Annotated in this window: 11 protein-coding genes, 1 other RNA gene and 1 pseudogene; 6 read left to right on the top strand and 7 right to left on the bottom strand. The window is 50.1% G+C overall.

The genetic code is table 11. The annotated features are described in order from the left end of the window. Window positions 1-22 precede the first annotated feature (22 nt). A complete protein-coding gene (locus AB8599_RS10050) occupies window positions 23-8,128 on the bottom strand; it encodes an Ig-like domain-containing protein (protein WP_407330770.1) in 8,106 nt (2,701 codons plus the stop codon). A gap of 119 nt (window positions 8,129-8,247) precedes the next feature. On the opposite strand from AB8599_RS10050, the gene AB8599_RS10045 reads away from it, so the two are divergent. Both AB8599_RS10045 and AB8599_RS10040 read left to right on the top strand, forming a co-directional pair. Further along, window positions 8,248-8,395, top strand: a non-coding RNA gene (locus AB8599_RS10045) — RtT sRNA. Between the two features lie 460 nt (window positions 8,396-8,855). Further along, window positions 8,856-10,064, top strand: coding sequence for a NupC/NupG family nucleoside CNT transporter (locus AB8599_RS10040; RefSeq protein WP_407330769.1), 1,209 nt, complete (start codon window positions 8,856-8,858; stop codon window positions 10,062-10,064). 317 nt (window positions 10,065-10,381) lie between these two features. On the opposite strand, the gene AB8599_RS10035 is transcribed toward AB8599_RS10040, so the two are convergent. Together AB8599_RS10035 and ppsA are read right to left on the bottom strand one after the other, a co-directional pair. Further along, entirely contained in the window at window positions 10,382-10,867 is a 486-nt protein-coding gene (locus AB8599_RS10035; RefSeq protein ID WP_407330768.1) for a GNAT family N-acetyltransferase, read from the bottom strand. A 305-nt stretch (window positions 10,868-11,172) separates the two neighbouring features. Next, window positions 11,173-13,548: a phosphoenolpyruvate synthase gene (gene ppsA / locus AB8599_RS10030; protein ID WP_407330767.1), complete on the bottom strand. Its 2,376-nt coding sequence runs from the start codon at window positions 13,546-13,548 to the stop codon at window positions 11,173-11,175. Between the two features lie 187 nt (window positions 13,549-13,735). Here ppsA and AB8599_RS10025 point away from each other — a divergent pair, with 187 nt between their 5' ends. Then, window positions 13,736-14,569 carry a pyruvate, water dikinase regulatory protein gene (locus AB8599_RS10025; RefSeq protein ID WP_407330766.1) on the top strand — a complete coding sequence of 278 codons (834 nt, stop codon included), beginning with the start codon at window positions 13,736-13,738 and terminating at the stop codon, window positions 14,567-14,569. Between the two features lie 47 nt (window positions 14,570-14,616). Here the strand turns inward: AB8599_RS10025 and AB8599_RS10020 are convergent, their stop codons facing one another. Beyond that, window positions 14,617-16,314 carry an L-lactate permease gene (locus AB8599_RS10020; RefSeq protein ID WP_407330765.1) on the bottom strand — a complete coding sequence of 566 codons (1,698 nt, stop codon included), beginning with the start codon at window positions 16,312-16,314 and terminating at the stop codon, window positions 14,617-14,619. A gap of 199 nt (window positions 16,315-16,513) precedes the next feature. Between AB8599_RS10020 and AB8599_RS10015 the strand changes: the two are divergent. Together AB8599_RS10015 and AB8599_RS10010 are read left to right on the top strand one after the other, a co-directional pair. Next, window positions 16,514-16,747, top strand: a pseudogene (locus AB8599_RS10015) (LysR family transcriptional regulator); the annotation flags it as partial. A 181-nt stretch (window positions 16,748-16,928) separates the two neighbouring features. Continuing rightward, window positions 16,929-17,633 (top strand): VC0807 family protein, encoded by a 705-nt coding sequence (locus AB8599_RS10010; protein WP_407330764.1) that lies wholly within the window; start codon window positions 16,929-16,931, stop codon window positions 17,631-17,633. A 152-nt stretch (window positions 17,634-17,785) separates the two neighbouring features. On the opposite strand, the gene AB8599_RS10005 is transcribed toward AB8599_RS10010, so the two are convergent. The 3 genes from AB8599_RS10005 to AB8599_RS09995 are packed head-to-tail and all read right to left on the bottom strand — an operon-like array spanning window position 17,786 to window position 21,415. After that, window positions 17,786-19,303, bottom strand: a complete 1,518-nt coding sequence (locus tag AB8599_RS10005; protein ID WP_407330763.1) for a phospholipase D family protein — start codon at window positions 19,301-19,303, stop codon at window positions 17,786-17,788. Window positions 19,304-19,356: 53 nt separating this feature from the next. After that, window positions 19,357-20,361, bottom strand: a complete 1,005-nt coding sequence (locus tag AB8599_RS10000; protein WP_407330762.1) for a DUF2955 domain-containing protein — start codon at window positions 20,359-20,361, stop codon at window positions 19,357-19,359. Continuing rightward, window positions 20,351-21,415: an HlyD family secretion protein gene (locus AB8599_RS09995; protein WP_407330761.1), complete on the bottom strand. Its 1,065-nt coding sequence runs from the start codon at window positions 21,413-21,415 to the stop codon at window positions 20,351-20,353. Before AB8599_RS09995 ends, AB8599_RS10000 begins: the two co-directional genes overlap by 11 nt. A gap of 420 nt (window positions 21,416-21,835) precedes the next feature. On the opposite strand from AB8599_RS09995, the gene AB8599_RS09990 reads away from it, so the two are divergent. Further along, window positions 21,836-22,891 (top strand): UDP-glucose--hexose-1-phosphate uridylyltransferase, encoded by a 1,056-nt coding sequence (locus tag AB8599_RS09990; protein WP_407330760.1) that lies wholly within the window; start codon window positions 21,836-21,838, stop codon window positions 22,889-22,891. Window positions 22,892-22,943: the final 52 nt, after the last annotated feature.

Here is a 22,943-nt window from a genome sequence, read left to right as displayed (position 1 = left end):
ACCTTACTAAGGTCAACAGACCCTAGAAATGATCGATATTCGGATCGTCTAAATGGGTTTGTGAGTTTTCAACAAAGTCGGTAGATGCTGCTTTCTGGAACAACTCTTTGACGTTGTCGTCGCCAAATACACCGCTTTTGATCACGCCGTTCTCATCGACGATGTCGTTAAAAGAGACATCCTGAAGAATGATTTCCTGATTCCATGTGTGGTCGCCGTCTGTGTCGACCCTTAGCACCAGCGAACCGTCCTGCTCGAACATGTCGACATTCTCTTCACTGAGCAGGTTGTCTTGGCTGTCAATAACGAGGTCAGAGAGATCGAGGGTGGATTGTCCGACGGTAAAGTCGGTCACCGTATCTGATAAGGGCTGCGTGGAAACGTCATTGCTGTGCCAAACCAACTCACTGCTGTCGAGGCCGCTGATGCTGCTTTCTTCAACCAAACCTGCGAGATTGGTTTCTCCCTCCTCGGCTTGTTGGGTGGCAAACCAGACATCCGCCGCCGCGCGTTCTTCACCGTCGGTGGTGGTGTAGGTGGAGGTTTTTCCTATGACGTTATTGCTCTGGGTATCATCGGTGGTTTGCGCATCCAGATTGATGGAGGCCACGCCGGCATCTTCCAGACTAAGGAGTTCTCCCTCGTCGGTTTCGCCATCCATATCTTTATCAACCCAAACACCTAGCTCGGAGTAGATGGCGTCATTCTGGTCGATCACGCCATCAGCATTGGTGTCATGTTGTGCTAAGGCTTCATAACCATCAGCAGCGGTTGTTCCATCCTGAAGGTAAGTATTAGAACCGAAGAGCTCGGAGCCATCGTTGATTTGACCATCTTTATTGATGTCATGAACCAACAAGCCATCGCCACCCGAAACCCATCCGGTGTTGACAGTGTTTCCATCACCGTCATAGTCAAAGGCGACCGGGTTTTCGGTGACATCGCTGGTTTCAATACCATCCCCGTCTAAATCGAGAATGATCGGGGTAATATTGGGGGAGACCGAAGTTGAGTTGCGAGCAGGATTGCCGGTTTCGCCCTGAGCCGTCAGCGTGCCTGCTGAGGTGTAGTAGTCAACGCCACTTTCATGGATAAAACCATCATTGTCGGCGTACACCACTTTGTTAGAGCCATCTGGGCCGATGAGGGTGACTTCTTCGTTTGGTTTCCATCCGTTACCAACGACGTGTTGAACGCCGTCTTCATCCATATGCCAATGTATGAAACCTGCCTGATTGCCGCTGGTATCGTTGAAGCCGTAGTCAAGAATATCAACTGAGCCGCTGGCCACACTGCTTTCTATGTGCGTTTCTGTTGCTATCGGTTCGGCAGTGATGGTTAATGTCTCACTGCCTTCAACTTTGTTATCGTTGACAGACCTTACACGAATCTGTAACTCGGTTTGGTTGGCGTCAAACGTCAGCTGGCTACCACTTTTAAACTTGGTCCACTCAGTTCCGGTCCAATAAGAGTAACCACCAATATCGGCCTCGTTGTAGTTTGAATCTGTCGAGATGGTGACTTTCACTTTTGTGGCTTGAGCAACAGGATCACTCAGTGAGATAGTGAAAGTGGCAAATTCTGACTCCAACACCTCGTTGTTAGTATTGGTATTGGTGATAGAAAGCGTCGGTTTGTCTGCATCACCAACGACGGTGACTGTTGCTGTGTCAGTGTTCCCATCTGCACTTTCGACTTGATAGTCAAACGCTATTTGCCCATAGAAATTAGTATCTGGGACAAAGCTCATACTGCCATCGCTGGCAATGACGACACTGCCATTGTCTACAGCAATACTTTGCGCGCTGCCAGTCAATGCAACCCCATTGATCTGTGTGATGTTAAGTCCGCTATCTGTCGTCGTATCATTACTGATAAGGTCAAGTGCGACCGAGCCACCATTGTTCAAGGTATACTCGTCATTCATCGCATTAACGGCATCAGGAGTGACGTTCAGATAGACGGTAGCAGTGTCGGTTCCACCTTGTCCGTCACTGATGGTGTAGGTAAAGCTGGCAGAACCGTTGTAGTCAGCTGCGGGTGTAAAGGTAATCGTTCCATCGCCATTCAAAACAACAGTACCGTTTTGTGGGTCTTGAACCGATGTAATGGTCAGCGGATTGCCATCTGGGTCGGTGTCGTTGGCCAGCAAATCTGATGTGTTGATGATGACGGCCGTGTCTTCGGTCGTCGTGATTTGTTCTTGGGCGATGACCACTAAGTCATAGTCTGCACCTGTTGCCCCTACTAACTTCACGTCTACCCATTCACTGGCAGGTACTTGGCTGCCGCTTGGATAGGCCACGCCGTTCGCGTAAAGGGTACCTGTGCTGTAGGTGACGGTGTAAAAGCCCGAGGTAATGGTGACATCTGTGGTGATGTTGAAATCACCAACGCTGCCGTCTGGATATTCGACGATTTTATTACCGCTCGCGTCGACGTTAGCGATGTAGATGCTGTACTCACCGCCATTTGCAGCTGAATCTGTACCAACGAAGGAGACGGCATAGGACCCATCAGTGCCAATTGGAGTGATATCGAAATTCAGGTCGTTGACGTCTGGGTTTTGACCAGTAAATGTCAGCTGCTCTCCAATCTTGGTGCCGTCAGCACTGTATTTCTGTGTGAAGACATCGTAGTTACCGTCTGCATTGATAGCGCCCCAGACAATGACATAGTCACCATCCTCGCCGACGCCAACTACTCTGGCAGGACCATGCCCGCCGGGAGCCATAAATTTGTCTGTTGGCTGGTCTGCTACACCGTTGGCATCGAAATGTTGGATATAGGTGTGCCACTGTCCGTCTTCGATACCACGCCAAACAACGACAAATTCACCGTCGGTACCTACATTTGTGATAGAGGGATTGTCGTTCCCTGTTGTCCCATTCAAGCTCAATGTTTGGGTTGAGCCTGCGATTGGCTGGTTTGTCGTAGCATCCATCAATGTCAGTTTAACGGTGCCGCCGCTGGAGCCAACGACCGCGTATTTGTCACCGCTGATGCTGACAATATTGGTCTCTTGATCAGAATTACCATTGGTACCGCCAATAGACAGGGTTTGCTGGCTACCAATTTTGGTGCCATCCGATGAATACATTACGGTATTTGTGGCGGTAGCGGTGGAGCCCTGGCTCCAAGAGATAACGTAGTTACCGTTATCTAAGACTGAGACTTCAGGACTACAGACAATCGGATACCCATTTGAGTTAGCAGACACCGAGCCTACTACCTGCTCGCCTCCCACTTTATTGCCAGATGAATCCAGTACCTGCATGTAAACGTTGAAGTTCTCTTGCCAGACAATGACACTGGTATCTCCAGAATTTTCAGACGTCACGGACCTCAAGTGCGACGCACCAAGATCAATCTGAGGCCCTGTTGTTGCGCCCCCATGGTCATCAGGGTTTGCATAAACGACTTGAGCATATGAGTGGGTGTTTAGTGTGGCGGTGTTGTTGTAACCGGTCCAAGTGACAAGCAGGTCACCACTATCATTGAGTTGAGTGACTTGTGGTGATTCGATTTTGTCCCGGGTTCCAAGCATGACTTCGTCACCCTTCAAAGAGCCATCTGCATTGAAGCTCTGAAGAAAGACTTTATTGTTGCCATGATAGGTACTATCCCAGCCTCGCCAGACAACCGTGTAACTGCCATCTGCATGAGTGGTAGTCAGGTAGGCTGAATCGTCGACGCGGTTCGTCCCGTAGCCTTCGACAATAGTGGCGTCAATGCTCTCACCGGTGTAACCCGTTGCGGTCGCACCAGCGTCTATTGTTTTAGCGGTATCATCCACGGCATCTGGATTGTCGTTCACACTGTTGACGGTAATACTGACCGTCGCCGTATCGACATCGCCGTCAGCATCTTTGATTTGATAGTCAAAGCTCACTGCGCCGAAGTAGTCAGCGTTTGGCTGGAAGGTGAAACTGCCATCGCCAGCAACAAGAACAGTGCCGTTATCCACCGCGATAGACTGGGCGCCGCCAATCAGTGCTACGCCATTAATGTGGGTGACTTCGAGACCGCCATCCGGCGCTTGGTCATTGCTGAGAAGGTTGAGCGGCAGGGAGCTGTCTTCGTCTACGGTGTAGCTGTCATTTATCGCATCAACGGCATCGTCAACATTGGAAACAGTGATAGACAGGGTGGCTGTGTCACCGGAGTTGGTGGTGTATGTGATATCAGGGACTGCGCCATTCCAATCTGCATTGGGGGTGAAAACGTAAGCCCCGTTAGCGCTCAAGACCAGCGTGCCAATGCCGTTGAGGGTAGCCGTTTGGCCTGCGCTATAGGTTGTTGTGTCACCATTTACCACGAAACTCACAACGCTGGTGTTGCCCGAATCATTGGTCAGAACATTGCCACTATTGGTGGTGTCTTCAAGGCTGGTAGAAGTATCATCAGCCGCGATCGTGACAACCGCTGAATCTGAGCTGGAGCCCGAAACATTCCCACCTAAGTCGGTTTGCGTTGCACTGACAGAAATGGTGTCACCGGAGGATACGGTTTCAGACCAAGCAATCACACCGTTACTGTAGCTGTATCCTGTAGCCGGGGTGTCGTCTGTAAACGTCAGTGTCCCATTGCTGAGTTTGAAGTTCAGGGTGTTTGATACACCGCCATTGTTGACAGTGACGCTGGCAACCCCCCCCTGTGTTAAGTCGGCGTGGTCAACGGAAACCGAGAGTTGAAGGTTGTCGGCTCCCTGTTCAGAAGTGTTAACGAGCCCATCGTTATTTACATCGTCATTGATAGACACAACGGGTGAATCAGGAGGGGTGAGATCAACGACCAGTTGGCCTGTCGTCTCAAAGCTGGTGTTACCCGCTGAATCTTGAGTGGTCGCTGTGATATCAAAAGAACCTTCTGAAAGCGCGTTGGCATCAGCGATTTCGATGCTCCAGGTGCCGTCACCTTGCACAGACACATTTTCATAAGTGATGCCGTTTAATGTCACCGTTAACGTTTCACCATCTCCCAGCGTCGCAGTGCCTGTTATGACAGGTGTCGTATCGTTGGTTACCAGTTCTTCAATTGTTGGTGCATCAGGAGGGGTGGTATCGACGACAAATTCAACATTGCTGCTTGATGCGGAGGTGTTTCCAGCACTGTCAGTGACTGTTGCTGTGATGGTGTAATTGCCTTCGGCAGGCAAACCGCCACCAGTACCGCCCAAATCTTCCGGCGAAACAGTCACAGAAACGCTACTGCCGCCAGTCCAACTATCAGGCACCGTGGTGGTGACATCAGTCGTCGAGCCATCGGGTTGAGTGACAGTCACCGTAATGGTGTCACCGGGCTCAGTGCTGGCAGGTGGGGTGACCAATACTTGAACACCATCCGCCAGTTCTTCCTCACCAATACCGCCAGTTGCTTCCGGGATCTCAACCAGAGGCAGTTCATCGGTGCCGCCCGGACCAGTGCCCTCGCCGGGTGCTGTGGTATCAATGGTGACCGTGGTCGATGTGCTGGGCGCAGACGTATTCCCAGCACTGTCGGTAACCGACGCTGTGATGGTGTATTCACCTTCGGCAGGCAAACCGCCGCCGGTACCGCCCATATCTTCTGGGGAGACAGTAACCGACACACTGCTGCCGTCAGTCCAACCGTCAGGCACCATGGTGGTGACATCAGTCGTCGAGCCATCCGGTTGAGTGACGGTGACCGTAATGGTGTCACCGGGCTCAGTGCCTGTCGGCGGCGTGACCAATACTTCAACGCCATCTGTCAGCTCATCTTCACCAATGCCGCCGGAGGCTTCGGGGATCTCAACCAGAGGCAGTTCATCGGTACCGCCCGGACCCGTCCCTTCGCCGGGTGCCGTGGTATCAATCGTGACAGTGGTCGATGTGCTCGGTGCAGTTGTATTGCCAGCGCTGTCAGTGACTGATGCTGTGATGGTGTATTCGCCTTCGGCAGGCAAGCCGCCGCCGGTACCACCTAAATCTTCGGGGGAGACGGTCACAGGCACACTGGTGCCGCCTGTCCAACCGTCAGGCACCGTGGTGGTAATGTTAGAGGTTGAGCCATCCGGTTGAGTGACAGTCACCGTAATGGTGTCACCGGGTTCGGTACCTGTCGGCGGCGTGACCAATACTTCAACGCCATCTGTCAGCTCATCTTCACCAATGCCGCCGGTCGCTTCGGGGATCTCAACCAGAGGCAGTTCATCGGTACCGCCCGGACCCGTCCCTTCGCCGGGTGCCGTGGTATCAATCGTGACAGTGGTCGATGTGCTCGGTGCAGATGTATTGCCAGCGCTGTCAGTGACTGATGCTGTGATGGTGTATTCGCCTTCGGCAGGCAAGCCGCCGCCAGTGCCACCCAAATCTTCCGGCGAAACGGTCACGGAAACGCTGCTGCCGGCAGTCCAACCGTCAGGCACCGTGGCAGTGACATCGGTGGTTGAGCCATCGGGCTGAGTGACGGTCACCGTAATGGTGTCACCGGGCTCAGTGCCGGTCGGTGGGGTGACCAGTACCTGAACGCCATCCGCCAGTTCTTCTTCACCAATACCGCCGGTCGCTTCCGGGATCTCAACCAGAGGCAGTTCGTCGGTGCCGCCCGGTCCAGTACCTTCACCGGGTGCCGTGGTATCAATGGTGACAGTGGTGGATGTGCTGGGCGCAGACGTATTCCCAGCACTGTCGGTAACCGACGCCGTGATGGCGTATTCACCCTCGGGAGGCAAACCGCCCCCTGTGCCGCCCAAATCTTCCGGGGAGACGGTCACAGGCACACTGGTGCCGCCTGTCCAACCGTCAGGCACCGTGGCAGTGACATCGGTGGTTGAGCCATCGGGTTGAGAGACAGTCACCGTAATGGTGTCACCGGGCTCAGTGCCGGTCGGTGGGGTGACCAGTACCTGAACGCCATCCGCCAGTTCATCTTCACCAATGCCGCCGGAGGCTTCGGGGATCTCAACAAGCGGCAGTTCATCGGTGCCGCCCGGTCCGGTGCCTTCACCGGGTGCCGTGGTATCAATCGTCACCGTGGTGGATGTGCTGGGCGCAGACGTGTTGCCGGCGCTATCTGTCACTGATGCTGTGATGGTGTATTCACCTTCGGCAGGCAAACCACCGCCTGTGCCGCCCAAATCTTCGGGGGAGACGGTCACAGGCACACTGGTGCCGCCTGTCCAACCGTCAGGCACCGTGGTGGTAATGTTAGAGGTTGAGCCATCCGGTTGAGTGACAGTCACCGTAATGGTGTCACCGGGTTCGGTACCTGTCGGCGGCGTGACCAATACTTCAACGCCATCTGTCAGCTCATCTTCACCAATACCGCCGGAGGCTTCGGGAATGTCCACAATAGGCAGTTCATCCGTACCATCTGGTCCGGAGCCCTGTCCCGGCGCAAAGGTATCGACAAAACCAGTTGCAGTGGTTGAAGCACTATTCCCTTGGTTATCACTGACTGTTGCTGTGACTGAGAATGATCCTTCACCCAATGCATCTGCGATATCGACGAAAAAGAAACCGCCTACCTGCACAATGGTGGTTAGAGTTTGCACTTTTCCCGTTGCGTCGATGATGGTGAGATTGACAATAGAGCCTGGCAGCATGTTAGTGGTGCCAGATATCGTCGGCGTGTTGTCGTTGGTTAGCGATTGAACGTTCAGACTGATAGTCGGGGTTGAAGAAAATGGATTGTCCACGTCTCCACGAACATCAGGATTTTGAGGAACACCTGAGGTGGCATAGTTCTCGGTGTTGTAGCCTGCGCTGGCAATGGTTTCACTGGCTGATCGGGAGAGCACAATAAAGCCATTTGAACCAGATCCTTGCAATGTAGTGCCAGATTCAGTGGCGTATTCATCGTTTTGGGTAGGATCTACCCCTTGCTTTATCGCATCGATAATTTCCTGAATCTTAGCTTTGTCTGAGTCAAGTTGGTTTGGGTCGTTGATAATTGCTGCAAGGCTATCTATTTCACCGCCAACATAAAAATAGATCCCACCATCTTCTCCGAGAAACTCAATGAGTGCTGGTTCAGCAACGTCTAATGTGTCACCGGCTTTTAGATACTCACCAGCGCTCAGGGTCTTATGACTGTCTTTACTCAATGAAGCGACACCACTGATGTACAAGACAGTTGCGTTGCTTGGTAACTTGACTTGACTCATCGACCACACTCCCGACAGCTTAAGTTTTGCGGCGTATATAATTTACGGTGAAAGATTTACTGACAGTTAACTTATTAAAAATAGGATACAAGTCTTGTCTGTGCTAATTGTGTTCGCAGATCAACATGTGTTCGCAGAGACGAGAGCTTATTGGCCTAGGGTTCAGCCGAGCAAAGCGAGACAACGTTGCCCCGACGAAGTCGGAATAGGCGACGGCCCGAAAGGCAAGGGAGCGCAGCGACCGAGTAAATCCCTATCTCTCCGCCAAATTAGATTAAGCCCGCTCATTGAGCGGGCTTTTTCGTATTTCACCCAAAGGTCGAAATGACGTGGTAATTTTCCGTTTTACTCTGTCTGTGCGATTGGCATGCGCTTCTCTTTCTTTACTATTCTGAGGATGTGTTTTCCCCATTGTTTTGGCTGTTTTACGTTTCAATGCCCAAATAACAGGTTGTCAGGGGAAATGTGATGCGGATATACTCCGCGACCGGTAACAGAGGCTACTTTTTATGAACGAAAAGTAGATTCAACCAGCTTTCAATCGACTGCTAAATGGATACTTGCCCCACGGAACTGGGCCCAGCGTAACTGTGAGCATTTACGGGCCTTATTCATTCGCCGTGATGGTAAAGCACACCACTTTGCATTTCCTGCCAATAGTGTTGTCTTCGCTCGCGTGTGGATTAGAGCGCCCGCCTAAATCCAGATACTAAAGCAAGGTAATACAATGCAAATCATCTTCAGTTTGGCCGGTATATTGGCTCTATTGGCGTGCGCGTACTTATTGTCAGAAAGTCGTCGCGATATCAATTGGCGCACCGTTTTGGGTGCATTTGGTCTTCAAGCCAGTTTTGCTGCTCTCGTTCTCTATATTCCTTTTGGGCAATCCGCCCTTGTTGCACTAAGTAACGGTGTTTCATCCATTCTTTCTTTTGCTGACCAAGGCATTGGATTTGTCTTCGGTAACCTAGCCAGCGGCGATTTCATCTTTGCTGTTCGCGTTCTTCCTCTCATCATCTTCATCTCTTCATTGGTCTCATTGCTTTATTACCTCGGCATTATGCAATGGTTGATCAAAGTATTGGGTGGTGCGATTCATCGTCTTCTTGGCACCAGTAAAATTGAATCTGTGGCAGCAACAGGCAACATTTTCCTGTCCATGAGTGAAGCGTCTTTGGTGGTTCGCCCATTCCTATCATCGATGACACGTTCAGAGCTTTTTGCTGTGTTGGTTGGCGGTATGGCATCGGTGGCAGGTTCGGTATTGGGGGGCTATGCCGCGATGGGTGTCGAGCTGAAATACTTGATTGCGGCCAGCTTCATGGCTGCTCCAGGTGGCTTGCTTATGGCTAAAATGTTGGTGCCAGAGCGACAACAAACGATGGATCAATCCAACTTCGAGCTAGAAAAAAGCGAAGATGCCAACGCAATCGATGCATTGGCATCTGGCGCGATGAACGGCGTGAAAGTGGCGGTTGCTGTCGGTGCGATGTTGGTGGCCTTTGTCAGTGTGATCGCCATGTTTAATGCTGGCTTTGAAATCGTCGGTGAGTGGTTTGGTTACCAAGGCATCACATTGCAACGCATCTTCGGTGTTTTGTTTGCGCCGTTGGCGCTGGTTATTGGCATTCCGATGAGTGAAGTGCTGACCGTGGGTTCCTTAATTGGTCAGAAAACTATCATGAACGAATTTGTGGCTTTCCTCGATTTTGAAAGTGTGAAATCGATGCTTTCTGACCACAGCCAAGTAATAGTGACCTTTGCGCTTTGTGGCTTTGCTAACATTGGCTCGATAGCGATTCAGTTGGGTTCTATTGGTGCAATGGCACCAGAGCGTCGTCATGATGTGGCAACGCTCGGTTTACGGGCCGTCGGCGCGGCGACCTTGGCTAACTTGATGAGTGCTGCATTGGCCGGCCTGTTTATTTCGCTGTAACGGCAACAGATAGTATGTAGATACTGTCTGCGTTGTTTGAAAAACCATCGAACCATTTAACGGTTCGATGGTTTTTTTTCTAGGTATCAAATAACATCGTCGCAGCGCACAGCTTGCTGAATTAGACCTCGCAAAATCAAGCGTAAGTCCGGCGGCGTTTAATCGGTCTTGATCGACATCGATATAAATGGAAGCGCTTGGGCCATACAGCGCCACAGATTGAATGCCGGGTAAACGGCGCAGTATCGGCGTCACTTCACTTTCTAGCAATCGGCTGACCAGAGAATCTGAGCGCGCAAAGACGCCATCGCCGTCTGTTATGTTCTTAGCCATTTGTACATGATGTAGCTATCAACTAGCCCTAACTGAGCATGTTTATATGCTTTTGGGATAGTGCCAATGATAGTGAAACCCAGCTTCTCCCAAAGCTTGATCGCGACGTCATTGGTAGAGACAACACTGTTAAATTGCATCGCATCGAAACCGAGCTCAAGGGCTGTTTTCTGTGAGTGTTCACACATAAGGCGAGCAATACCTTTACCTCTCGCCTCACTTGAAACCATGTACCCACAATTGCAAATATGACGACTTGGACCCATCGCATTTGGCTTAATGTAGTAGGTGCCGAGAACGAGATCGTTTTCAATGAAAACATAAGCTTTTAGTGGCATTTCACACCATAGCGAGAATGCCTGTTTCAATGTCATATCGGGGTCGAATGCATAGGTTTCTTGAGCCTGAATAATGGCATAAAACGTTGGCCAGAACGTTTCAAAATCCGACCTTGTGATTTCCTTGATCATGAGTGCTCTCCTTGAACATAACACCTCTCGATGAGCCATCATGTCTAAACCAGATGTCTCTATCAAGTCGGCATCTATTCAGCGTGCTCTATCATCCCTTTTCTAAACTCTTGGCTTCTGAACACAAGTGAGCACTGAGCTTTTCTTTATCTCTAACTCTATCTCCACGTCTATCCTCATCAAAAAATAAGCCCGCCAGATCTCTCATGGAGATCGAACGGGCTTTTTGTTAGTCAGCAGCCTTTTTTGCCACTATCCACACGGCATAGATCGTTGTTAACAACGAGCTGCGAAAACAAACAACACTACGAAGGATTAACAACCTTGCCGAGCTTCATCCATGTATCGACGACGGTATCTGGATTCAGGGAGACAGAGCTAATACCTTGCTCCATTAACCATTGCGCCAAATCATCGTGATCGGATGGCCCTTGACCGCAAATGCCCACGTATTTTCCTGCACGGGTTGCTGCATCAATCGCCATTTTCAGCATGGCTTTCACCGCGGGGTTACGTTCATCAAACAAATGCGCCACATCGCCTGAATCGCGGTCTAAGCCGAGTGTTAACTGGGTCATGTCGTTTGAACCAATCGAGAAGCCATCAAAGTACTTCAAGAAATCATCCGCAAGAACAGCGTTAGACGGCAGTTCACACATCATGATCACTTTCAGCCCTTGCTCGCCGCGGCGAAGGTCAAATTTCGCCAGCAAGTCGTTCACTTCTGCCGCTTCACCTGTGGTGCGAACAAACGGGATCATGATTTCGACGTTTTTCAGGTTCATCTCGTTGCGAACGCGTTTAATCGCCTGCGTTTCCAGCTCGAAGCAATCTTCAAATACCGGAGAGATGTAGCGCGACGCACCGCGGAAGCCCAACATTGGGTTTTCTTCGTGTGGTTCGTACTCGCTGCCGCCAATTAGGTTGCTGTATTCGTTGGATTTGAAATCTGACATACGCACGATGACGCGCTTAGGCCAAAATGCCGCGCCAATGGTAGCAATGCCTTCAGTCAATTTGCTGACGTAGAAATCAACCGGATCTTTGTAGCCACGAATGCGGTCATTGATTTTCGCTTTAAGCTCATCGCTCTGGGCGTCAAAGTTCAGCAGGGCTTTAGGGTGAATACCAATCATCTTGTTGATGATGAATTCCAGGCGCGCAAGGCCGACACCTTCATTTGGGATCTGCGCGAAGTCGAATGCGCGATCGGGGTTCCCCACGTTCATCATCACCTTGGTTGGCAACAATGGCAGTTCATCAACGGTGGATTGGTTAATCTGAAACTCGATTTTGCCTTCGTAGACATAGCCAGTTTCGCCTTCCGCACAGGAGATGGTGACTTCAGCGCCATCATGTAGCTTGCTGGTGGCATCCCCACAACCCACGATAGCGGGAATGCCCAATTCACGGGCGATGATCGCCGCGTGACAGGTACGACCGCCACGGTTGGTCACAATGGCAGACGCTTTTTTCATCACAGGTTCCCAATCGGGGTCTGTCATGTCGGTCACCAGCACATCGCCGTCTTGTACCAGTGACATTTCATCCAGCGAGGCGACCACGCGAACGTTACCGTTGCCAATGCGTTGTCCAATGGCGCGGCCTTCTACTAGTACATCGGCTTTGCGGCTCAGTTCATAGCGTTCAATCACGTTGGCGTTTTTCTGAGAACACACAGTTTCTGGGCGAGCTTGAACGATATAGAGCTTGCCGTCGATGCCATCTTTCGCCCACTCAATGTCCATCGGACGCTGATAGTGTTTTTCGATGATCATCGCTTGTTTCGCGAGTTCAGCGATTTCATCATCGGTTAATGAGAATTGGTTGCGCTCTTGTTCTGAGGTATCCACGATTTCAACCTGCTTGCCAATGACTTGGCTGTCGGCATAAATCATTTTGATGAGTTTTGAGCCAAAGGTGCGTTTGATGACAGCAGCGGTGCCGGCTTCTAGCAGTGGCTTGTGAACGTAAAATTCATCAGGGTTGACAGCGCCTTGGACCACCATTTCACCCAAGCCCCATGACGAAGTGATAAAGACCACTTTGTCGAAGCCTGTTTCGGTGTCGAGTGTGAACATGACGCCCGATGACGCTTGATCTGAACGCACCATGCGTTGAATACCCGCAGAAAGGGCAATACCGCGATGGTCAAAACCTTGGTGAACGCGGTAAGAGATTGCACGGTCATTAAACAGTGAGGCGAAAACGTGTTTGGTGGCTTCAAGCACTGCATCAATGCCTTTTACATTGAGGAAGGTTTCTTGCTGACCGGCGAACGAGGCATCTGGCAAATCTTCTGCGGTTGCAGAAGAGCGCACGGCGACGGAAAGCTCCGAATTTCCATCAACCAAGGTGTGGTAATTATCTCGAACATCCTGTTCTAAATCTGCCGGGAAGGGGGCGTCCAGCACCCATTGGCGGATAGTAGAACCAGCATGACGAAGGGCATCAATATCTTCGATATCTAGCTCGTCGAGCACCTGATGAATACGCTCATCCAGCCCTTCATGATCGAGGAACTGATTAAACGCATACGAGGTGGTCGCAAACCCGTTTGGCACAGACACGCCGGCGTTGGCGAGGTTTGACACCATTTCACCAAGTGAGGCATTTTTTCCGCCGACTTTGTCGACATCTTCCATGGACAGGGAATCGAACCAGAGGGTGTTCTTTTGCATGTCTTTCTCCAGAAACATTGCGGTTTTTGTCTTGGGTATTGGATTGTTTGTAGTAAATAGCCAACTGCTTCACGCTCCGCCTAGTTTCCCTTGGGTGACTAAGCTGTGGAGGGCGTAACGGTAAGCGTTATTATTTTCGTTATTATGTGCGTATATTAATCAAAAAATGCGAGTAACTTAACCGCCTATGCACTCAGATATGCAAACCCGAGACGTCTTCTATGTCTCGGATGGGACAGCCATCACATGTGAAACGCTTGGCCATGTTGTGTTGGGACAATTTGGCTTCGTGACCAACGAAAGAACCTTCCCCTTTGTTGAAAGTGACGACAAATTAGATGACCTGTTGAAGCAAATTCACAGCTCTTATGAGCGCCTCGGCGTGAAGCCCTTGGTGTTCTTTTCTATGGTCATCCCTGAGGTGCGTGAGCGTCTGCTCCAAGCGCCTGCTTTTTTCTACGATGTGCTCGAAAGCATTGTTCAGCGTGTTGCCGCAGACACTCATCTTGAGCCCAAGCCCAAACTTCAGCGCTCGCGCAGCGTGGGCAAAGATTCCGATACCTATTTCGACCGTATCTCTGCCATTGAATACACATTGGCACACGACGACGGTGTGTCGCTAAGAGACCTCGAACATGCCGACATCATTTTGCTGGGCGTGTCGCGCAGTGGCAAAACCCCAACCAGCTTGTACATGGCGATGCAGTTTGGTCTTCGTGTGGTGAATTACCCCTTTATTGCAGAAGACTTAAAACTGCTTAGGCTGTTGCCCGAATTTGAGTTTCATCGCCACAAATTGTTTGGCCTTACCATTGAACCTGAACGCTTAACCCAAATTCGCGAGAATCGTTTGTCTGGCAGTGAATACGCCAGCAGCGAGCAATGCGAGCAGGAAGTCGCGACGATTGAATCGCTGTTTCGTCGTGAAGCCATTCCTTACATCAACACGACGGCGCTATCGGTAGAAGAAATCACTACCCGTATTTTGGAAAAAACCGGATTGAAACGCCGTTTGTTCTAATGTTTTTCTTTACAAAAAAGAGCGGCATCAAGCCGCTCTTTCTGGGTTTAGTGTGGGATCATCAAGGCATCCGTGAGTTTCAGCCCGTAGATGGCAAACATGCCAATCGCTCCTGCAAACAGTAAGTAGTAGATTGTGGGCAAAATGGTTCTGCGCAGCGTTGCACCTTCACGCCCCAGCAAGCCCACCGTGGCGGATGCCGCCACCACATTGTGAATCGCTATCATGTTACCTGCCGCGGCACCGACCGCTTGCAGCGCAATGATCACCACGCTTGAAATGGTCAACGTTTGTGCCACTTCAAATTGGAATTGGCTAAACATCATGTTAGAGACCGTATTCGACCCCGCAATGAATGCCCCAAGCGCGCCAATTGCTGCGCTCAGCATAGGAAATGCATCGCCCACCAAGCCGGATGCGAAGTTAGCGGTGGTAACTGGCATACTCGCCAGATCCGCGCCATTCACACCAGAGTTAATGAAAATGCGTACCATGGGAATGGTAAACACCAGCACGAAGCCTGCGCCTATCAACGTTTTTGTTGATTCGCCAAATGCTTGAGAGAGTGGTTTGGCGCTGCGAGCTTGTACGATAGTGGCGATCAGTGCGACAAACACCAGGATGCCGCCGGGTAAGTAAAGTGGCTGGATGGCCGAACTGATCCCTGTTTCACCTAGTATGTTGCTAAACGACACATTGACACTCAGCAGCATGGCTTTGAAATCGGCACTCACGCGGCTCGCGACCAACACGACCGCCAGCAGCACATACGGCGCCCACGCCATGACCAAGCCCATCGGCTTTCCTTTCGCGTCTTTTAGATCCATTTTCAACGAGCCGAGCCATTCTGCTGGCCACTCATTTTCAGGGCGAAAATCCCACACGGTTTTTGGCACCAAAAAGCCTTTCTTCGCGGCGGTGACGACCAGTGCAAGCCCAAAGAGCCCACCAATTAATGAAGGGAATTCAGGGCCAAGAAGCATACCCGTCAGGGCGTAAGGCACAGTAAACGCGACGCCAGCAAACAGCGCGAAAGGCAGGATGTCGAGACCTTCCGTCCAGCTTTTGTTTTTGCCAAAAAAGCGGGTCAGCATCATGGCCATCAACACAGGCATGAATGTCCCAATGATGGCGTGAATAATGGCAACGCTGGCCGTGATTTGTTGCAAGTAGGCGTCCCAGTTTGAGCCATTTGCCAGAAGCGCTTCGCCAATTTTATGGGTATCGAGGCCCTTGTTGACCCCAACAATGATGGGGGTGCCGACCGCGCCAAAGGAAACAGGCGTGGATTGGATCATCATGCCCATCAGCACAGCGGCAAGGGCAGGGAAGCCAATGGCAACAAGCAAAGGGGCAGCAATGGCGGCTGGCGTGCCAAACCCTGATGCCCCTTCGATGAATGAGCCAAAACACCACGCAATGATAATCGCCTGCACACGTCTATCAGACGATATGTTGGTAAAACCGTTACGAATGGTGGTGATGGCGCCAGTATGCTTGAGCGTATTGAGCAAGAAGATTGCGCCGAACACAATCCAAAGTACCGCGATGGTAATGCCGAGACCTTGCAAAACAGAGGCAAGAACACGGTTGCCGGACATGTCCCAGAAGGTCAGGGCAATCAGTACGGTTAAACCGAACGCGACGGGCATGGCTTTTTTGGCCGGCCAATTGAGGCCAACGAGCAGTATCGCTGCCACCACGATGGGTGAGAAGGCGACTAACGCGAGAAGGGTATCATTCATGGTGTACGTCCTCGTCCTTGAGCTCCCATCTTTAAGATGGTGTGACCTGCGTTTGTAGGGCGCGGCTGAGGTATTGAGCTCTGTGGGGTATCTATTGTAAATGTGTGCTTCTTGTTGCGTGGCGGTGAATGTAATGCTTTCCTTTTTGTTTATATATGGAAATAGTGAAATACATTATTTCCCAAATGGGATGAATGCTATGCGTGTAGATGACCTGATTTTGCTGTCTCAGGTGGTGGAATTATCCCGTTTTAGCAAGGCCGCCGATAAGAATAGCGTTACAAACTCTGTGGTTAGTATGCGCGTGGCGCGTTTGGAAGAAGAGTGGGGCGTGAATCATGTATACCGTACGACAGGTTATTTGGCGCTCAAAGAAGCAGAGAAGGCGTTGCTGCTGTGTGCTAAAAATGTGAAGCAAGCCACTCAAGAGGCGAAGCTTGGAGTTTATGCCGTTTATCCCTTTGAACTAGACTGGCTCGTGTCTCCGCATGCGTTCGCAGGCCATGTCAGACACTAAATCGAACAAAATAGGGCAGACACAAACCTATCCAAGGATTTTGTCATTCGCTAGTATTGGCGATAGGAATTGAAATTAGTTTGGAACAACAACATTTATGACCAGTGTACCGACACATAAACCACGCCCGATGATTGACCTTTTGGTCAGCATCGTCATCCCTGCTTTTGTTCTCATGAAATTAAGTGGTGAAAATGATCTAGGTGCCAGCGGCGGTTTGATTGTCGCCTTGAGCTTCCCGCTCGGTTGGGGCTTGTTTGAGCTCATTAAATACAGAAAATTCAACTTCATTGCCTTGTTGGGCCTCGCCAACGTTCTACTCACGGGCGGCATTGGTTTACTTGAGCTGGACACCAAGTGGTTGGCCATTAAAGAAGCCGCTATTCCCGCAGTGATAGGCATTGCTGTTTTGGTCTCTACTTTTACCTCTTCCCCGCTCGTCAAAGCACTGCTTTTCAACCCAACGGTGATGGATGTTGAGAAGATTAATCAACGCCTGCAAATGCGTAACAGCATGGAAGCCTTTGAGAGCCGATTGATGAAAGCGACCTACCTTGTTGCGGGCTCTTTTGCTTTTTCGGCAACCATGAATTTTGTTCTCGCTAAATGGATTGTCACTAGCCCAGCTGGAACCCCTGAGTTTAATGAACAACTTGGCCAACTGACGTTATACAGTTACCCAATGATTGCGCTGCCCTCCACCATCATGATGATGGCGATATTCTATTATCTGTGGCGTACCATCCATGATTTGACGGGGCTTAAATTAGAAGAAGTGTTGGCGAGTAGTTCGTCGAAGTAGTCAGCATTCGCAAAGGAGAAGGGATCGAGGCGAAGCTCGATCCTTTTTTATTTATCAAGCGATAAGCGACGAGATTTCTTGAGATTGTTTAGGCTTGGACACAAAGGCTAGCAGTTAATTAGTGCGTTGAGTTAGCTCTCCAACGCACTCAACTACAACATTCCTTCAATGGGCAAGATGCCAGAAAACCAAGCGCCAAACCTGCGCCAAATACTGGCTTCTGGCTCATTGTCGTGAATATCGCCTGTCACCATGTCTCGCCAGATCACCGCACCATTTTGCAGATCTACTTTGAATGCACCCGTGCTCAACCCGGTTCGCAGTTGGTTTAACGCCAGTTTGGCGTAATCGGCATGCTCGATCACGACGGCCATTTCAGTGTTAAGTTCCGCAGAACGAGGATCCCAGTTCATCGAACCGACAATCACATCCCGTTCATCAACCAGAATCACTTTGGCGTGAAGGCTAGAACGTGTGCTGCCAATTAAGCTCCACTGACGTTTGATTTCAGCACTGGATTTCATCTCCCAAAGTTCAATGCCACTTTTTAGCAATGCTTCACGGTATTTTGCATACCAACCATGCACTGCAAACACGTCATTTGAGGCGAGGCTGTTTGTCACGATGGTAATCTTAATCCCGCGTTCCGCTGCGTCAGTAAGCGCCTTTGTGCCTGATTCCGTAGGTACGAAATAGGGGGAAACTAACAGTACCGAGTGTTTAGCGTTTTTCAAACGTTGGGCTAATTTCTCCGCCAGAGCACTCGCTTTTGTTTCGACCTTATCAGGTGAGTCATACCAGAGCTCGCCTTCACCCCAATTCATGTCCAAGGTGCCAAGCTTGAGCTGTTCAAAAAGCGCGAGCTGAGTAATGTCATACTTCCCGTCTTTAAATGGCGCTTCGAGCTGTTCTTGGGCGAAAAGTTCGGTTAATGACGATGTGGCTTCTGTTGGCGGCATGTCGACAAGTGCATCAATGGGGAGTGCATGTTGACTGTTCCAATAGGTGTCAAACTGCACTGCTGTTTGCGCGACCACGGGACCAAATAGCAAAAGATCAAAATCGCCAAACTCGACACTGTTTGCGAATGAAAAGTACTCGTTGCCGATGTTGCGCCCACCCACGATGGAAGAGACACCATCCGCAGTGAGCGATTTATTGTGCATTCTGTGGTTTAAACGAGAAAAGTCCATCAGAAATGAAAGTGATCTCGTTGTGCGCGCAAAGTGTGGGTTGAATAATCGGATTTCAATATTGGGGTGAGCATGTAAGCGCGCCATGATGCTATCGTCACGATGTTGCATATCGTCTAACAAAACCCTGACTCTGACACCGCGCTGAGCGGCTTCATACAATCGCCAAGTGATGATCTGGCTGGTTTCATCATCACTGAAGATGTAGTACTGCAAATCGAGGCTTTGCGAAGCAGATTCTATCAGCGCGATTCTGGCGAGAAGGGCATCGTCTCCACTGCTTAGTGAATGGAAGCCCGTGAACTGGTCACTGACCTCTGGCGGACGCAGATGCTCGAAGTAACCTGCCAATTTACCGTCTTCGTGATAGCCCAAGCGGTAGCTGGCTTCTTTTGCAATATTCTGATCTTCAGGAGCGTTGCTGCAAGACAACAAACCTAAGCAGCTTAGTAACAAAAGAAAACGTACCAATTTCAATGTGACATCCTTTGTTTCATTGAGTATGACTCAATGTCTGTTGAGCCGAGGGTTCAGGCCGTAGCAGTGGACTTACTTGGCTGCTTTTGCACGAGGTTTAGCATTAAGCTACCGATAAAAATCGCCAACCCGATCGAGACCAAACGGGTAAAGTGAGAAGAAAAAGGATCTTCTCCTTGATAAGTCAGTACTTGGCTGATCAGCACGATGAAGTTTGTAAACAGCAATTGATAAATGCTTAACTTACATTGGCGTCGAATCGCATAGCAAGCGAGTTGAATACTGCAAAATACAGTGACGCCCATGAGCGCCCAAATCGGCATCCCAATGTTAGATGAGAGCATGACAGGAATGGTGAATAATATGCCAATGGCGGTTGTCACCAATCGATGCTGGCTGAATATTCGGTGATCCCGCGAAATGGGTATTTTAATCATGCTGCTGATCGTAATCGCGATCAGTATTGCTTGTGAACTTCCTGACATAATGAGTGCCGCCAATACCAAGCTCATGGCGGTTGCTTTAAATACGATTAGCCCAATGTGGGCTTGCGCGCCTTCAGTGTCTTCTTCGTCGGGCAAGATGTCTTTTTCATCGCCGGGGAAGAGTAAGAAGCTCATATAGGTGACAATTAAAGCGATAACAAAGCCTTCAAACATGAGCCAGGGTAAGCCAATACTAGAAACACCAAATTGGAGATTCATCACAGCCATAATAATGACAACCAGCATTGTCAGCGTGGCAAGTATGTCTTTCGGGTTTTGGTGGCTGCGGTAAAAACACCCAAAAAGCAAAGACCAACAAAAGAGCCCGTAACCCGTCGGCGAGTCGATTAATGTCTCACCAATCAATATCACCCCAAAGCTGATAAGCAGCAGAGCGACCAACAGCTTTAGCAACATGCCAAGCGGTGGGCGAGAGGGCATGAGGGTTAAAAATATCACCACGAATATGGGTGCCAACATGGGCATAAACGCCCCGTTGGACACCAAATAAAAAAGCAATAGAGACGGCGCGAAAACCAGTCGAATAATTGGATTAACAGGGCTACGAAACATACGTCCACACGCTCAAGATATGCATCCAAATCCCAGCAAGCCATTCACCAAACGCACTTTGCTCTGTGTAAACAGCTACCGTTGCTTGTGATCCATAGCGTATGTTTGATGGCACATTACCGTGTTCAAAAACGATATTGACCGGATAGCGCTGTGCACCTATTGAGCCCGAATCAGCGGTAAGAAAGCCCGTTGATTGGTCAATGTTATTGCTGCCGCCTGTGCCCCAACCAATGCTGTCAACTTTGCCAGTTAAGACACGGCCGGGCAATGCATCAAGTAACACTTTTACCGTTTGGCCTTCGCGGATGTGCTCCATGGAGTTTTCTCGCACTGATGCAGAAATCCAAACACCTCGTGGATCGATAAAGGTCAACATAGGTGAACCAACATTGGCGGTTTGACCCACAGTGAGTTGTAGGTTGGTGACCACGCCATCTGACGGCGCGAGTATTTGTGTTTTTTGCAGATCCAACTGCGCTTTTTCGAGGTTTGCCATGGCCGCTAGGATCTGCGGATTGTTCTCACCCAATGGACCCAAGCTTTGCTTCGCTTGTACCAAAGCGGCTTCTGCGGCTTCAAACGCTGCTTGCGTGCGAGATTGCGCTTCAATGGCATTGTCTAAATCGGACTGACTGAGTAAGCCTTTTTTGGCTAACTCATTGGTGCGAGATGCCTGCTCCTTGGCGTTATTTCTTGCAGCCAACGCTTCGACAACTCTTGCTTGTGCGACTTCAACGGCGGCGGTGCTCGCCCCTATGTTTTGGCCTGCGATAGCTAGATTTGCCTGCGCGGAGCGCAATGCAATCTCGTAGTTTCTCGGGTCGATGTTAAACAGCACGTCGCCTGCCGCGACAACCTGATTGTCTTTTACGCTAACGTCGATGATATTGCCAGACACCTCAGGCGCAATTCTGACTAAATAGGCGTGCACTCTCGCATTCCCTGTCATTGGCGTCACGCGGTCAGACCAAAGGCTATAGAGCCAAACGACAAGAATGACCCCGATAATATAGAAGCTTAATTTCCGTGATGATTTTTCTGCCGCTGACATGCTTATGCTCTTTCTAGTCGAGGTGAGGAATGTGTAATTAATCGCATTGCATATTGTATCAATTCAATAAATACCACTCTAGTAATATGTGAATCGCCAGGTAACAATTCATTAATATGTAAGGTTCTTCTCGCTTTCTTTGCTGGAACATTCTCGGACTGACAGTAACAGTAAGGTAACAGCATACAGGGTATTCAGGTGAGCCATGTCCTCGCAAATAGAGGCGTGATCACCTAGGTGACAGAATTTCAATGTGACGGAACGACGAGGTCTGCGTAATCTGATTGGATGTATTATACTCAGCCTATGGAAACGTTTACATGATGGAAGTTATTCACTGTATCTAGATTGGTTTGATGTGTCCTCGTCATCGCCATGCCAGATAGGGGTGAAACAACGACAAACGGATGAGTAATTAAGATGTCAAACGTAGCATTTAACCCGGTTGATCACCCTCACCGCCGTTATAACCCTCTGACAGGGCAATGGATCCTTGTGTCGCCGCATCGCGCAAAACGGCCATGGAGTGGGCAAGACGAAAAACCGTCGACTGACACGCTACCCAGCTATGAAAAAACGTGCTTCCTGTGCCCAACTAACGGACGCGTATCAGGTGATAAAAACCCCAATTATACGGGCACGTATGTCTTTGATAATGACTTTGCTGCCTTGATGGTGGACTCACCGGACGCGCCAGAATCTGACAGCCCGCTATTTAAAACCCAAGGCGCTCGTGGGTTGAGCCGCGTGATTTGCTTCTCGCCTGATCACAGTAAAACGCTGCCTGAGCTTCCGCTGGAAAGTATTCGCCGCGTGATTGATACGTGGAACGATCAAATTGAAGAACTTGGTAAAGACTACCTGTGGGTGCAAGCGTTCGAGAACAAAGGCGAAACCATGGGGTGTTCTCAGCCACACCCGCATGGTCAAATCTGGGCCAACAGCTTTTTGCCCAATGAGATTGAGCGCAAAGAACATAATCTGAAAGCTTATTATCAAGAGCGCAGTTCTAACTTGCTGGTGGATTACGTGCGCGCTGAGCTGAAAGATGGTTCGCGCGTGGTGGTGGAAACCGAGCATTGGGTCGCACTGGTGCCGTATTGGGCAGCATGGCCGTTTGAAACCATGTTGTTACCGAAAGCGTCAGTTCGTCGCATGAACGAATTGAGTGATGAGCAGCGTGATGATTTAGCGGTAGCGATCAAAAAATTGACCAGTCGCTATGACAACTTGTTCCAGTGTTCATTCCCTTATTCGATGGGCTGGCATTTCGCGCCTTTCTTTGATGAGGGCACTGAGGTTGACCATTGGCAATTGCATGCGCTGTTCTATCCGCCCTTGCTGAGGAGTGCGTCGGTACGCAAGTTCATGGTCGGCTACGAGATGCTCGCAGAAAGTCAGCGAGATCTAACGGCAGAGCAAGCCGCGCAGCGTCTTCGTGAGGTCAGCGACGTGCATTATAAAGAACCGCAATAATCGATGATTCAGAGAGTTTGCCTCGATTTGGCGAGCATTCACCCAGTTTAAA

The sequence above is a fragment of the Enterovibrio litoreus genome (assembly GCF_045679545.1).
Classification (GTDB): domain Bacteria; phylum Pseudomonadota; class Gammaproteobacteria; order Enterobacterales; family Vibrionaceae; genus Enterovibrio.
Note: the sequence above shows the minus strand (reverse complement) of the source record. Positions and strands in the feature narration are given on the sequence as shown.

What these genes read in the sequence shown, in the direction of transcription:
- AB8599_RS10010 (WP_407330764.1), top strand. Translation starts at nt 16,929, where the DNA reads ATGACCAGTGTACCGACACATAAACCACGCCCGATGATTGACCTTTTG.
- AB8599_RS09990 (WP_407330760.1), top strand. Translation starts at nt 21,836, where the DNA reads ATGTCAAACGTAGCATTTAACCCGGTTGATCACCCTCACCGCCGTTAT.
- AB8599_RS09995 (WP_407330761.1), bottom strand. Translation starts at nt 21,415, where the DNA reads ATGTCAGCGGCAGAAAAATCATCACGGAAATTAAGCTTCTATATTATC.
- ppsA (WP_407330767.1), bottom strand. Translation starts at nt 13,548, where the DNA reads ATGCAAAAGAACACCCTCTGGTTCGATTCCCTGTCCATGGAAGATGTC.
- AB8599_RS10020 (WP_407330765.1), bottom strand. Translation starts at nt 16,314, where the DNA reads ATGAATGATACCCTTCTCGCGTTAGTCGCCTTCTCACCCATCGTGGTG.
- AB8599_RS10035 (WP_407330768.1), bottom strand. Translation starts at nt 10,867, where the DNA reads ATGATCAAGGAAATCACAAGGTCGGATTTTGAAACGTTCTGGCCAACG.
- AB8599_RS10050 (WP_407330770.1), bottom strand. Translation starts at nt 8,128, where the DNA reads ATGAGTCAAGTCAAGTTACCAAGCAACGCAACTGTCTTGTACATCAGT.
- AB8599_RS10040 (WP_407330769.1), top strand. Translation starts at nt 8,856, where the DNA reads ATGCAAATCATCTTCAGTTTGGCCGGTATATTGGCTCTATTGGCGTGC.
- AB8599_RS10000 (WP_407330762.1), bottom strand. Translation starts at nt 20,361, where the DNA reads ATGTTTCGTAGCCCTGTTAATCCAATTATTCGACTGGTTTTCGCGCCG.
- AB8599_RS10025 (WP_407330766.1), top strand. Translation starts at nt 13,736, where the DNA reads ATGCACTCAGATATGCAAACCCGAGACGTCTTCTATGTCTCGGATGGG.